This is a genomic window from Gordonibacter pamelaeae, from assembly GCF_003340385.1.
Classification (GTDB): domain Bacteria; phylum Actinomycetota; class Coriobacteriia; order Coriobacteriales; family Eggerthellaceae; genus Gordonibacter; species Gordonibacter pamelaeae.
In genome coordinates this window covers 130,579-143,866 of record NZ_PPTS01000006.1, presented here as the reverse complement: position 1 = coordinate 143,866, position 13,288 = coordinate 130,579, and the positions used below count along the sequence as shown (strand labels likewise).

The 13,288-nt window shown below is 66.8% G+C and carries 11 protein-coding genes; 10 read left to right on the top strand and 1 reads right to left on the bottom strand.

Features of this window, described 5'->3' with window-relative positions; genetic code table 11:
* Positions 1–62 precede the first annotated feature (62 nt).
* The gene (locus C1877_RS10505) at positions 63–275 is read right to left on the bottom strand and encodes a TOBE domain-containing protein (RefSeq protein ID WP_015539545.1); all 213 of its coding nucleotides are present in this window, start codon (positions 273–275) and stop codon (positions 63–65) included.
* A gap of 264 nt (positions 276–539) precedes the next feature.
* Between C1877_RS10505 and C1877_RS10500 the strand changes: the two genes are divergently transcribed.
* From C1877_RS10500 to alaS, 10 genes are all read left to right on the top strand, one after another.
* A complete protein-coding gene (locus tag C1877_RS10500) occupies positions 540–1,448 on the top strand; it encodes a substrate-binding domain-containing protein (protein ID WP_015539546.1) in 909 nt (302 codons plus the stop codon).
* 31 nt (positions 1,449–1,479) lie between these two features.
* Positions 1,480–2,340 carry a phosphate ABC transporter permease subunit PstC gene (gene pstC, locus C1877_RS10495; protein ID WP_114569129.1) on the top strand — a complete coding sequence of 287 codons (861 nt, stop codon included), beginning with the start codon at positions 1,480–1,482 and terminating at the stop codon, positions 2,338–2,340.
* Entirely contained in the window at positions 2,337–3,314 is a 978-nt protein-coding gene (gene pstA / locus C1877_RS10490) for a phosphate ABC transporter permease PstA (RefSeq protein ID WP_220149912.1), read from the top strand. Before pstC ends, pstA begins: the two co-directional genes overlap by 4 nt.
* Entirely contained in the window at positions 3,307–4,176 is an 870-nt protein-coding gene (pstB, locus tag C1877_RS10485; protein WP_114569128.1) for a phosphate ABC transporter ATP-binding protein PstB, read from the top strand. The genes pstA and pstB overlap by 8 nt, the downstream gene beginning before the upstream one ends.
* A 119-nt stretch (positions 4,177–4,295) precedes the next feature.
* The gene (locus C1877_RS10480) at positions 4,296–4,985 is read left to right on the top strand and encodes a response regulator transcription factor (protein ID WP_015539548.1); all 690 of its coding nucleotides are present in this window, start codon (positions 4,296–4,298) and stop codon (positions 4,983–4,985) included.
* 52 nt (positions 4,986–5,037) lie between these two features.
* Positions 5,038–6,456: a sensor histidine kinase gene (locus tag C1877_RS10475; protein WP_114569127.1), complete on the top strand. Its 1,419-nt coding sequence runs from the start codon at positions 5,038–5,040 to the stop codon at positions 6,454–6,456.
* 468 nt (positions 6,457–6,924) lie between these two features.
* Complete coding sequence (locus C1877_RS10470; RefSeq protein WP_114569188.1) at positions 6,925–8,271, top strand: replication-associated recombination protein A; 1,347 nt, start codon at positions 6,925–6,927, stop codon at positions 8,269–8,271.
* A gap of 109 nt (positions 8,272–8,380) precedes the next feature.
* Entirely contained in the window at positions 8,381–9,145 is a 765-nt protein-coding gene (locus C1877_RS10465) for a DUF948 domain-containing protein (RefSeq protein WP_227154885.1), read from the top strand.
* Positions 9,146–9,160: 15 nt separating this feature from the next.
* Positions 9,161–10,456: an AI-2E family transporter gene (locus C1877_RS10460; RefSeq protein WP_181813836.1), complete on the top strand. Its 1,296-nt coding sequence runs from the start codon at positions 9,161–9,163 to the stop codon at positions 10,454–10,456.
* A 126-nt stretch (positions 10,457–10,582) separates the two neighbouring features.
* Positions 10,583–13,231, top strand: a complete 2,649-nt coding sequence (gene alaS, locus C1877_RS10455) for an alanine--tRNA ligase (RefSeq protein WP_114569126.1) — start codon at positions 10,583–10,585, stop codon at positions 13,229–13,231.
* Positions 13,232–13,288: the final 57 nt, after the last annotated feature.

The window sequence follows — 13,288 nt, the reverse complement described above, 5'->3', positions numbered from 1 at the left end:
AAAAAAGCAGGCGCCCCCTCGAACGAGGGGGCGCCTGCCGTTAGGACCGAAGAAGCGCTGCGCTAGTCGTCGACCCCGATGATGACCGACGAGGCCTTGACGATGGCGTAGGCCTCCTTGCCCACTTCCAGCTCCAGCTCCTTGAGCGACCCCATGGAGATGGTCGACGTGATAAGCTGGCCGCCCTCCAGCTCCATGATCACGATGGCGTTGACCGCTCCCGGATGAATGGCCGTGATGGTGCCCTTCAGCGTGTTGCGTGCAGAAAGCTTCATTGAATCAATGCACCCCTTTCGGGTCGTCCCCTCGTTCCAAACCGTCCTCTCCATTGTAGCGCCCCTGGTGCATTCGTGCGAGCAGAACCGCAACTCGCGAGAGCAAGCCGGCCCTTCCGAGGCTTTACCAAGATTTGACCGGCCCGAGACAGAGGCTTGATGCTCTTTCTTCATCATGTTCCGTGCGGCGCTGCTCCGTCGGGGGCGGCACTGCGCGAAGCGAACAGATACGCGCCCGGGAGGGGCGCCAAGGAAAGGAAGAGCATGAAGAAGCGTTTGGTGATGATGGCGATGGGGGCCCTGCTCGCGCTGGGCGCGTTCGGCCTCATGGGCTGCTCCGGCGGCGGCAACGCCGGCTCCGGCGAGGCCGACAGCGCAGCGGGCACGGTTCCGACCGGCGAGGTCTCCGTGTACTCGCGCGAGGACGGCTCCGGCACGCGCGGGGCGTTCGTCGAGCTCATGGGCATCGAGGAGAAGGATGCCAGTGGCGAGAAGGTCGACATGACCACCACGTCTGCCGCCATCACGAACTCCACGTCGGTCATGATGACGTCGGTGGCAGGCGACGAGAACGGCATCGGCTATATCTCGCTCGGCTCGCTGAACGACACGGTCAAGGCCCTCAAGATCGACGGCGCCGAAGCCACGGCCGCCAACGTGAAGAGCGGCGACTACCAGGTGGCCCGCCCGTTCAACATCGTGACGAAGGACGGGCTGTCCGATGTGGCGCAGGACTTCATCGATTTCATCATGAGCTCCGACGGCCAGAAGATCGTCGAGGAAGAGGGCTACATCTCCGTTGCCGATAGCGCCGCCGCGTACACCGGCTCCGGCCAGTCCGGCAAGATCGTCATTGCGGGCTCCTCTTCGGTGACCCCCGTCATGGAGAAGCTGGCCGAGGCCTACAAGGCCATCAACTCCGGTGTGGCCATCGAGGTCAACCAGTCCGACTCCACCACCGGCGTGAACATGGCCACGGAAGGCACTTGCGACATCGGCATGGTCTCCCGCGAGCTCAAGGACTCCGAGACCGGCGTCACCCCCACGGTCATCGCCCAGGACGGCATCGCCATCATTGTGAACAATGCCTCCACCGTTGACGGGCTTTCCTCCGAGCAGGTGAAGGGCATCTACACCGGCGAGATTGCGAACTGGGAAGACGTTCTGGCGTAAAGCCCGGCGACCCGACTGACAAGGAACCCGCATGTCTCACGTACATCTCAAGGAAGGCATTGCGAAGGCGCTGTTCGTGGCTGCCGCGGGGATTTCGATCCTCGCGGTAGCCCTCATCTGCGTATTCCTCTTCGCGAATGGCGTGCCGGCCATCGCCCAGATAGGCCTTCCGGAATTCCTCTTCGACACCACCTGGCGTCCCGCCAACGACGTCTACGGCATCTTCCCGATGATCGTGGGCAGCATCTACGTGACCGCCGGCGCCATCGTCGTGGGCGTGCCCACAGGGCTCTTGTGCGCCATCTTCCTCTCGCGGTTCGCCAGCGGGCGCGTGGCGGCGGTGCTCAAGCCCGGCGTGGAGCTTCTGGCGGGCATCCCGTCGGTCGTCTACGGCTTCTTCGGCCTGGTGGTCATGGTTCCGTTCATTCGCGACAACATGCCGGGGCGCGGTCTCTCGCTTCTGGCGGCCGCCGTGCTGCTGGGCATCATGATCCTGCCCACCATCATCACCGTGGCGCAGAGCGCGCTCGATGCCGTTCCCAAGAAATACTACGAGGGGGCCCTGGCGCTCGGCGCCGATCACGAGCGCGCGGTGTTCCGCGTCATCGTGCCCGCTGCGGTGTCCGGCATCATGGCCGGCATCGTGCTGGGCGTGGGCCGCGCGATCGGCGAGACGATGGCCGTCATCATGGTGGCCGGCAACCAGCCGGCCGTTCCGGGCAGCATCTTCGACGGCGTGCGCACCATGACGGCGAACATCGTGCTGGAGATGGGTTATGCGGCCGACCTGCATCGCGGCGCGCTCGTAGCCACCGGCGTGGTGCTGTTCGTGTTCATCCTGCTGATAACCATGCTGTTCAACGTCATCAAGAAACGAGGTGAGATGAAGTGACGACCCGCAAGCTGACCATCGCCTACGAGGCGGCCGACGCGCCTTCAGCCTTCTCTGCCGGTCAGATCGAACCGGATGACCGCCTGGACGCGCTGTATCGGGTTGCCGAGGCGCGCCACAGCAAAACGCGCCGTATCGTGTCGGCCCTCTTGCGGGGGGTCGTGTACGCAGGGGCCGCCGTCACGTCGTTGGTGCTCGCCTTCGTCGTAGGGTATATCCTGGTCAACGGCGTTCCCTATCTGACGCCGAGCCTGTTCGAGTGGGAGTACGATTCCACGAACGTCTCGCTCATGCCCGCGCTCGTCAACACGCTCGTCATGGCGGGGCTCTCGCTGCTCATGGCGGTGCCCGTGGGTGTGGGGTCCGCCATCTACCTGGTGGAATATGCGAAGCGCGGCAGCCGCTTCGTGCAGATGGTGCGCACCACCACCGAGACGCTGCAGGGCATCCCCTCCATCATCTACGGCCTGTTCGGCCTGCTGTTCTTCGTGACGGCGCTCCAGTGGGGCCTGTCGCTTCTGGCGGGTGCCTGCACGCTGGCCATCATGGTGCTGCCGGTGGTCATGCGCACCACCGAGGAGGCGCTGCTGGCCGTGCCGGACGCCTACCGCGAAGGCGGCTTCGGTTTGGGCGCGGGTCGTTTGCGCACGGTCTTCCGCTGCGTGCTGCCTTCCGCCGTGCCCGGCATCCTGGGCGGCGTGATCCTCGCGCTCGGGCGCTGCGTGGGAGAGGTTGCGGCGCTCATTTTCACGGCAGGCTCCATTGCCGCCATTCCGAACTTCGCCGAGGGCGCGGCCGCGCTCTTCGATTCCACCCGCACCCTGGCCGTGCATATGTACGTGCTATCGAGCGAGGGGCTGCATGTGAACGAAACCTACGCCACGGCGGTTGTCCTGCTGGTCATGGTGGTGCTGCTGAACCTCATGGCCACCTTCGCCGCCAAGAAGATGAACAAGGGAGGCACCAATGACTAACGCGACTCTGGAGAGGGCTGCCGCCAAGGCGAACGCCCCGGCCACCTACCTGCCGCATGCGCAGGGCCGGGCGGCCGAGCGCAAGGCGGCCCGCAAGGCGCCCGCCGACGCTCCGGCCAAGATGGGCGTGCGCGACCTGAACCTGTACTACCAGGACTTCCAGGCGCTCAAGGGCATCAACCTGGAGTTTCCGAAGAACCAGGTGACCGCGCTCATAGGCCCGTCGGGCTGCGGCAAGTCCACCCTGCTGAAGAGCCTGAACCGCATGAACGACCTCGTGGAGGGCTGCCGTATCGAGGGCGAGATCACCCTCGACGGCCGCAACGCCTACCGCGACATCGACGTGAACAGCCTGCGCCGCCGCGTGGGCATGGTGTTCCAGCAGCCGAACCCGTTCCCCATGAGCGTGTACGACAACGTGGCGTTCGGGCCGCGCACCCACGGCATAAAGAGCCGCGCCGACCTGGACGCCATCGTGGAGCAGAGCCTGCGCGACGCCGCCATCTGGGACGAGCTGAAGGACCGTCTGAAGAAGAACGCGCTCGGCCTGTCCGGCGGCCAGCAGCAGCGCCTGTGCATCGCCCGCGCGCTGGCCGTGCGCCCCGAGGTGCTGCTCATGGACGAGTCCACGAGCGCGCTCGACCCCATCTCCACGGCGAAGATCGAGGACCTGGTGGGCGAGCTCAAGAGCAAGTACACGGTGATCATGGTGACGCACAACATGCTGCAGGCACTGCGCGTGTCCGACAAGACGGCGTTCTTCCTGCTGGGCGAGATGGTGGAGGCCGGCGACACCGACGACATCTTCACCAGCCCCTCCGACCCCCGCACCGCCGACTATGTGGCCGGGCGGTTCGGGTAGAAGGAGTGAGGCGCTTTACGCAAATTTGACCTCTCGGAGGCTGCGGCTGCGCGGCGCCTGGCTTACAATAGGCCCAACACGCGGCCGGGACGGCCGGGAGACCCCATGGAGCAACTGCGATGATCTACTACGTTGAAGACGATACCAATATCCGCGACCTTACGGTGTACGCGCTCAAGCAGGCCGGTTTCGAGGCGGCGGGCTTTGCCGCGGCGGGGGAGTTCTTCGTCGCCTGCAAGCGGCGCCTGCCGGAGCTCGTGCTGCTGGACATCATGCTGCCCGAAGTGGACGGCCTGGAGATCCTGCACATGCTGCGGGAGGACCCGGCCACGAAGCACCTGCCCGTCATGATGCTCACGGCCAAGGGCACGGAGTTCGACACGGTGAGCGGCCTCGATGCCGGCGCCGACGACTACCTGGCCAAGCCGTTTGGCATGATGGAGCTGGTGAGCCGCGTGAACGCGCTCATGCGTCGCGCCGCCGCGCCGGCCGTGGCGGCCGACGACGAGTTCTCGTGCGGCCCCATTGCGCTCACGGTGTCGTCGCACGACGTCTCCGTGGACGGCGAGAACGTTGCGCTCACGCTCAAGGAGTTCGACCTTCTGCGCACGCTCATGCAGAACGAGGGGCATGTGCTGTCGCGTCGCCAGCTTTTGGAGGACGTGTGGGGCATGACCTACGTGGGCGAGACGCGCACGGTCGACGTGCACATCCAGACGCTTCGGCAGAAGCTCGCGGCGGCCGTCGAGGGTGCAGACGCCTACATCCAGACGGTGCGCGGCGTGGGCTACTGCGTCAAGCAGCCATGAGCTTCCGCATGCGGGGCCTTCCCCGGCGGGGCGGCGCGGGACGGAGCGCCCGATGAGTCCTACGCACCTGCGGGTCAAGAGCCTCTCCGGCAAGATATTCTCGGGCGTTTTGGCGTTCACGCTGGGCGTCATCCTCGTGCTGGGCGTGGTCATGACCACTATCTACTATATGTCCTACGAGCACGACGCCGAGGCCGAGCTCGCCGCCAGCGCGCAGGACGCTGCGGCTTACCTCAACGCGTCGCCCACCACGGCGAACATCCCCGCGCTGGAGGAGCAGTTCGCCGGCCTCACCCGCTACACGCTCATCGCGGCCGACGGCCAGGTGCTCTACGACAGTGCCGCCGACCCTGCCGCCATGGAGAACCACGCCGGGCGTCCCGAAGTCCGCGAGGCGGGGGAGAACGGCCAGGCGGCCACCATGCGCTTCTCCGACACGCTGGGCACCGACACGGTGTACGCCGCCGTGAAGCTGGACGACGGCAGCATCATCCGCCTGTCCGAGTCGCGCCACTCGCTTCTGGCCTTCCTGGGCGATATGCTGGTGCCGGTGCTCGTGGCCGTGATCGTGGCCGCCGTCCTCGTGTTCGTGCTGTCCAAGACGCTCACGTGGCGCATTATGAAGCCCATCGACGCGCTCAACTTCGCCGATCCGCTAGAGAACGAGATATACGAGGAGATGGACCCGCTGCTCATTCGCATCGACGAGCAGCAGCGCCTGCTCAAGCAGCAGAACCGCGAGCTGGCCCAGGCCGAGAACCTGCGCCGGGACTTCTCCAGCAACGTGAGCCACGAGATGAAGACCCCGCTGCAGGTCATCTCGGGCTACGCCGAGCTCATGAAGAACGACATGGTGCAGCCGGCCGATCGCCAGAAGTTCGCCGCCCTCATCTATGAGGAGGCGCAGGCCATGCGCTCGCTCATCAACGACGTGCTCACGCTGTCGCGCCTGGACGAGTCCGCGTTCGGCGACGACGCGGTGCTCATCGACTTGCACGCCGTGGCCGAGCGCGTGGCGGGCCGCCTTGGCAGCTTCGCCGCCGACCAGCAGGTGCAGGTGCGCGTGGAGGGCTCCGCGGCGCGTATCGCCGGCAGCGAGACGCTGTCCGAGGAGATGCTCTACAACCTCATAGAGAACGGCATCCGCTACAACCATGAGGGCGGCAGCGTGGTCATGCGCGTGGAGGCGGAACCGCCGGCTCGGCCGGGCGGCGGGCTGCCGGGCGAGGACGCGGTGGGCCAGGTGGTCGTGCGCGTGAGCGACACGGGCCCCGGCATTCCCGAGGAGCTGCGCGAGAAGGTGTTCGAGCGCTTCTTCCGCGTGGACAAGAGCCGTTCGAAGGAGACGGGCGGCACGGGCCTCGGCCTGGCCATCGTGAAGCACGCCGTGCTCTACCATCACGGCTCCATCGAGGTGGAGAGCGCCGAGGGCGCCGGCACCACGTTCGTCCTGCGGTTCCCGGCCGCGTAGGGCGCCCCTTCCTGGAAACGCCGAGGCGCCGGCAACCTTGCGGTTCCGACGCCTCTTCTGCGTTGCGTGAAGAGCCCCACCCCCGGCCAGGAGGATGAACCCACCTCAAAAGGTGGGTGCTCGCAGCCCGTTTCCTGGCTTTCGTATCAACGGACACGAATCTCCATTCCGCGCGCTATCTTGAGCTCCCTCATGTTACAGCATCGGTCCATCGCAAAGTATGGCTTCGAGGGCAGGACCTGATTCAGAGTATACGTGCGTTTCAGGCGAAGAAAAGTCTTGACATGCTCCGTCACCCGATATTCAACAGACGTACACAAGCCCCCTGCGGGGTGTGACAAAGGGACGGGGATAATGTCACGTTCCGCGATGGGCTGGGATGCCGTAAAGCATTCGGGAACGTGACATTATCCCCGTCCCTTTGTCACACTCTATCCATACAGACGTTCGCATGGTATCATGGACGCCATGGATACGCTATTCACCGAAATGGAAAACGAGCGCAAGTCGGAGGTCGCCCCTCTGGCGGTGCGCATGCGCCCGCGCTCGCTGGACGAGCTCGTGGGGCAGGACGAGGCTGTGGGCCTCGGCAGCTGGCTGCGCAACGCCATCGAACAGGACCGCCTGAGCTCGGTCATCCTGTTCGGCCCGGCGGGCACGGGCAAGACGTCGCTCGCGCACATCGTGGCCGAGACGACGAAGGCCACGTTCGTGGAGGTGTCGGCCATCGGCGGCACGGTGTCTGACCTGCGCCGGGAGATCGACGCGGCCGACAAGCGCCTGGCCATGGGCGGCCTGCGCACCATCCTGTTCGTCGACGAGATCCACCGCTTCAACCGCAGCCAGCAGGATGCGCTGCTCCACGCCGTGGAGGACCGCGTGCTCGTGCTGGTGGGCGCCACCACGGAGAACCCGTTCTTCGAGGTGAACTCGGCGCTCATCAGCCGTTCCCGCATCGTGGAGCTGCACGGGCTGTCGGACGGCGACATCGGCGAGCTGGTCGACCGCGCCGTGGCCGACGAGCGCGGCCTGGGCGGCCGGTACCGGTTGGACGCGAAGGCGCGCGACGCCATCGTCCTTCTGGCCGGCGGCGACGGCCGCGGGGCCCTCACCACGCTCGAGCTGGCGGCCGGCATGGTGGAGCCCGGCACGGCGAAGAAACCCGCACGCATCACCGAGGACAACGTGCGCGCCGCCACGCCGCACCGCACGCTGCCCTACGACAAGAACAAGGATATGCACTACGACATCATCTCGGCGTTCATCAAGTCCATGCGCGGCAGCGACCCCGACGCCGCGCTGTACTGGCTCGCCCGCATGATCGACGGGGGAGAGGACCCGAAGTTCATCGCGCGCCGCATGTTCATCGCCGCATCGGAGGACATCGGCAACGCCGACCCTCAGGCGCTGCTCGTGGCCGAAGCCGCGTTCAAGTCGGCCGAGGTCATCGGCTACCCGGAGTGCCGCATCAACCTGGCGCAGGCCGCCATCTACCTGGCGCTCGCGCCGAAGAGCAACGCGGCGGAGGCGGGCATCGACGCGGCGCTGGCCGAGGTGCGCAACGGCCCGGCCCGCAACGTGCCCGACCACCTGCGCGACCGCCACCGCCCCGGCTCCGAGAGCTACGGTACGTACCGCTACCCGCACAGCTACCCCGGCGGCTGGGTCGACCAGCGCTACCTGCCCGACGGCCTTGAGCGCGGCGCGTTCTACCGCCCGAGCGACCGCGGCTGGGAGGCGTACCGCGCCGATGCGGCCGCACGCGACCGCATGGAGGGCGGCAACGGGCAAAACCCCACGTCGCGCTCTAAGTAACCGATCGGCTACCGCCTGTGTAAGCCGGGTGAAAACGTGACTCGATCTGTATAGAATCCGAAGTGGAAATGATATAGTGAAAACTCGCGTAAGCTCAGGAGGCGTTTCCATGGATATCAGCGAAGTCATCAGCATAGCGTTGCCCATCGTCTACGTGCTCGTCGGTGCGGCGCTCATCTGGCTCGTCATAGAGCTGGTCATGACCGTGCGCAGGACGCGCAAGACCGTCGAGGAGGTCCAGAAGCAGGTCGAGCCGACGCTTGCCAGCGTGGAGCGCATCACGGCCTCGCTCGAGCCCGTGGCGGCGAAGGTCGACCCGCTCGTCGAGCGCGTGTCGCTCACCGTGGACGCCGCAAACCTCGAGATCATGCGCGTGGACCAGATCCTTGAGGACGTGAACGAGATCACCGATTCCGTCTCCTCGGCCGTCGACGCCGTCGACACGGTCACGAGCGCCCCCATGGAGCTGGTGAACAACGTGACGAGCCGCGTGCGCAGCGCGTTCAAGCCGAAACGTGCGAGCGACGAGTCCGTGGCGCTCGGCCGCGAGAAGGCCGCCGACGCGACGGTGGGCGACGCGGTGAAGAGCGTGGCGAAGGGCACGGCAGCCGTGGCCGGGGCGGCCGTGGCCGACCAGCGCGAGCACATGGCCGAGCAGCGTGCGGAGCGCGAGGAGAAGGCCGCCGCCAAGCGCGCCGCCGCCGAGAAGACCTCCGAGGCCGCCGCGAGCATGACCGACGCCGTGATGACCGCCGCCGCGTCCGATGCCGACGCCGCAACCCGCTACTTCACGTACGAGGGCGGCGCCGAGGCGGCTCCGGCGGGAGCGAAGGCGGCTGACAGCGTATCCGACCAGGATAAACCTGAGGCATAGCGAGGAGCCGATCCGGTGGATCCCGAACAGAACGAGCGCGAGCAGGTCAAGGCGCTGAAAGCACGACGCCGCTTCCTCACGGTGTGGACCATCGTGGGGGCCATCCTGCTGACGGGCGTCCTCGTGTACCTCTTCAACCTGTTGAGCGTGCCGGTGGGCATCGTCATCTGGACCGTGGTGATCGTGTTCTGCCTGCGCGGCCCCGTGAACAAGCTGGAGAAGCTGGGCGTGCCCCGCCTGGCCGGTACGGCGATAGCTTACGTGCTCATGTTCGTGGTGCTGGCGCTGGTGGGCCTGCTCATGTTCTCACCGGCTTTCGGCGTGGGCGACCAGTTCACAAACCTTATCCAAAGCGTGCCCGGCTACATCCAAACCATCGCGAACTGGGGCAACGACCTGTATGCCCGCTATGCCGACGTGCTGCAGAACGACACGGTGCAAGGGTGGATCACCGATGCCTTCAACGCCCTCGTGGCCTGGGCCTCCACGTTCGCGCGCGACAGCGCCTCGGGCGTGGTGGCCATCGGAACCGGCGTGGTGAACACGTTCGTGGCGCTGGGCTTCGCGCTGGTCGTGGCGTTCTGGATGCTCATGGAGCTGCCCGACCTCGGCCGCGAGAGCGAGCGCCTCGTCGGCCCGAAGCACCGCGAGGACCTGGAGATGCTGCACGTCACGTTCACGCGCGTCATGGGCGGCTACATCAAGGGCACGCTTTTGCAGTGCGCCATCATCGGCGTGGGCTGCGTCGTGCTGTTCGGCGTCATCGGCATCCCGAACTACGCTGCCTTGGGCGGCATCGCCGGCCTGCTTAACATCATCCCCATCGTGGGACCGTGGCTGGGCGGCGCGCTCGCGGCCGTGGTGGGCGTGTTCGTGAGCCCGTGGATCGCGCTTGTGGCGCTGCTGGGCACCATCGCCATCCAGCAGATCGTCTACACGTTCGTGTCGCCGAAGATCATGGCGAACTCGGTGGACGTGCACCCGGCCCTCACCCTCATCGCCTTGATGGCCGGCTCGGCCATCGGCGGCGCCATGAGCGGCTTCACCGGCTCGCTCGTGGGCATGCTGGCCTCCATTCCGGCCGTGGCCGTGGCGAAGTCGGTGTTCGTGTACTACTTCGAGAAGCGCACGGGCCGCCAGCTCGTGGCCAAGGACGGGGTGTTCTTCCAGGGCACGCCGGCAGACGGCGATGCCGTCGACCCCATAGCCGACGCCATCGCGCCGCACCCCGACGTGTCGGCTGCGTTCGAGCGTGTGGAGCAGCGGAAGGCCGACGCAGAAAAGAAGGCGCGGCAGAACAAAGAACGCTAAACTGTCTCCAGCACGTTTTGGGCGGGCCCGGCGCCTCGGCGCCGCGGCCGCCTTGAGCATAGGGGGCATCGGGGGGTGTGGCCGATGCGCAGACCAGAGGACCAACGGGAAAGAAAGACAGACGACATGGAGTATATGAGCACTGCCGAGATACGCGAGAAGTACCTGAGCTACTTCGAGGCGAAGGGCTGCAAGAGGTGGCCCTCGTCCTCGCTGATCCCCGACGACCCGTCGCTTCTGCTGACGAGTGCCGGCATGGTGCAGTTCAAGCCCTACTTCCTGCAGCAGAAGCAGCTCGAGGCGCCCTACGTGGGCACCACGACCGCGCAGAAGTGCGTGCGCACGAACGACATCGACATCATCGGCACCACGGGCCGCCACCTGAGCTTCTTCGAGATGCTCGGCAACTTCAGCTTCGGCGCGTACTTCAAGAAGGAGATGTGCGCCTGGGCCTACGAGTTCTCCACCGAGGTGCTGGGCCTGCCCGCCGAGCGCCTGTACTTCACCGTGTACCTCGACGACGACGAGACCATCGAGATCTGGAAGGGCCTCGGCGTGCCCGAGGACCACATCTCGCGCCTGGGCGAGGAGGACAACTTCTGGCGCGCCGGGCCCACCGGCCCGTGCGGCCCGTGCTCCGAGATCTACTACGACCAGGGCGAGGAGTTCGGCTGCGGCAGCCCCGACTGCGCGCCGGGCTGCGACTGCGACCGTTTCCTGGAGTACTGGAACCTCGTGTTCACCCAGTACGACGGCCAGGAGGACGGCTCGTTCGTGCCGCTGCCGAAGAAGAACATCGACACCGGCATGGGCCTGGAGCGCATTGCGGCCATCATGCAGGGCGTGCAGTCGAACTACGAGACCGACGTGCTGCGCAGCCTCGTGGGCGTGGGCGAGCGCCTGACGGGCGCCGTGTACGGGGCCGATGCCGACGCCGACCTGTCACTGCGCATCATGGCCGACCACAGCCGCTCGGTGACGTTCATGATCGCCGACGGCATCCTGCCCTCCAACGAGGGTCGCGGCTACGTGCTGCGCCGCCTGCTGCGCCGCGCCGTGATGAAGGGGCACCTGCTGGGTCTGGACAAGCCCTTCCTCAACGAGTACGTCGACGAGATCGTGAACCTCATGGGCGACGTCTACCCCGAGATCGTTGAGAACCGCGAGCTGGCCCGCCGCGTCATCCTGTCCGAGGAGGAGCGCTTCGGCGCCACGCTGCGCCAGGGCCGCGCGTTCCTCGACGAGGCGCTGGCCGGGATCGAGGGCGAGGTGCTGCCGGGCGACCGCGCCTTCACGCTGCACGACACGTACGGCTTTCCCGTTGAGGTCACGCGCGAGCTGTGCGGCGAGTGCGGCATCGAGGTGGACATGGAGGGCTTCGGCCGCTGCATGGACGAGCAGCGCGAGCGCGCCCGCGCGGCCAACACGAAGGACGCCGAGGCGGCTTGGTCCACGTACGGCGGCGTGATGAACGAGATCCTGGAGGCCGTGGGCCCCACCGAGTTCCTCGGCTACACGAAGAACGAGGCGGACGCGCGCGTGCTGGCGATCGTGAAGGACGGCCAGCAGGTCGACGTGCTGGAAGCGGGCGAGGAGGGCCGCGTGGTACTGGACGCCACGCCGTTCTACGCCGAGAAGGGCGGCCAGATCGGCGATACGGGCGTTCTGGCCGAGGACGGCGTCGTCGTGGCGGTGCTCGATACCAAGGAGCCCGAGAAGGGCCTGATCGCGCATACCGTCAAGGTGATGGACGAGCCGGCAGGCGGGCGCATCCAGGTGGGCGATACCGTGCATGCCGTCATCGACGTGCCGCGCCGCGAGCGCATCCGCCGCAACCACACGGCCACGCATATCCTGCACTGGGCGCTGCGCCAGGTGCTGGGCGACCACGTGAAGCAGGCCGGCAGCTACGTTGCCGACAGCCGCCTGCGCTTCGACTTCACGCACTTCGAGGCCATGACGGCCGAGCAGATCGCCGAGGTGGAGCGCCTGGCGAACGAGAAGGTCATGGAGAACCATCCCGTGCGCGCCTACGAGACCTCGCTCGCGTCGGCCCGCGAGGCCGGCGTGATGGCGCTCTTCGGCGAGAAGTACGGCGAGTTCGTGCGCGTGCTGGACATCGAAGGGTTCTCGCAGGAGCTCTGCGGCGGCACGCACGTGTCGGCCACGAGCGAGATAGGCTTCGTGAAGATCACGTCCGAGACGAGCGTGGGCGCGAACCTGCGCCGTATCGAGGCCGTGACCAGCTTCGATGCCCTGGCGTATATGAATCGCGTGGAGGCGGAGCTCAAGGAGAGCGCCGAGGCGCTGCGCGTGCCCCTGTTCGACGTGAGCGAGCGCACCGCCGCCAACGTGAAGCAGCTCAAGGAGCTGCAGACGAAGATGAAGCGCAACCGCCAGACCATCGCCGACGACGGCATCTCGGCGCTGGTCGAGGGCGCCGTCGAGGCGAAGGGCGGCTATCCGGTGGTCTTCGGCCGCCTGCCCGAGGCCGATGCGGGGCAGATGCGCAACGCCTGGGACGTGCTGCGCGCGCGCCTCGGCAAGCCGGGCGCCGCGGTGCTGGCCACCGAGAAGGACGGCAAGCCCACGCTTTTGGCCGCCGGCACGCCGGAGGCGGTGGAGGCCGGCTTCGACGCTGGCGCCGTCATCAAGGCCATCTCCGGCAACATCAAGGGCGGCGGCGGCGGGAAGGCCGCCATGGCGCAGGCGGGCGGCAAGGACGCCTCGGGGATCGACGCGGCTTTCGAGGCCGCACGGGAGATGCTGCTGTAACGCCCCCGGCTGGGGCTGTCCGATGCATCACGGCGCTCGGGCAGTCCCGGCTCGCGC

Bases quoted from the DNA above. Each gene is read 5' to 3' on its own strand.
- C1877_RS10505 (WP_015539545.1), bottom strand. From the start codon at position 275: ATGAAGCTTTCTGCACGCAACACGCTGAAGGGCACCATCACGGCCATT.
- C1877_RS10475 (WP_114569127.1), top strand. From the start codon at position 5,038: ATGAGTCCTACGCACCTGCGGGTCAAGAGCCTCTCCGGCAAGATATTC.
- C1877_RS10470 (WP_114569188.1), top strand. From the start codon at position 6,925: ATGGATACGCTATTCACCGAAATGGAAAACGAGCGCAAGTCGGAGGTC.
- alaS (WP_114569126.1), top strand. From the start codon at position 10,583: ATGGAGTATATGAGCACTGCCGAGATACGCGAGAAGTACCTGAGCTAC.
- C1877_RS10465 (WP_227154885.1), top strand. From the start codon at position 8,381: ATGGATATCAGCGAAGTCATCAGCATAGCGTTGCCCATCGTCTACGTG.
- C1877_RS10500 (WP_015539546.1), top strand. From the start codon at position 540: ATGAAGAAGCGTTTGGTGATGATGGCGATGGGGGCCCTGCTCGCGCTG.
- C1877_RS10480 (WP_015539548.1), top strand. From the start codon at position 4,296: ATGATCTACTACGTTGAAGACGATACCAATATCCGCGACCTTACGGTG.
- pstB (WP_114569128.1), top strand. From the start codon at position 3,307: ATGACTAACGCGACTCTGGAGAGGGCTGCCGCCAAGGCGAACGCCCCG.
- pstC (WP_114569129.1), top strand. From the start codon at position 1,480: ATGTCTCACGTACATCTCAAGGAAGGCATTGCGAAGGCGCTGTTCGTG.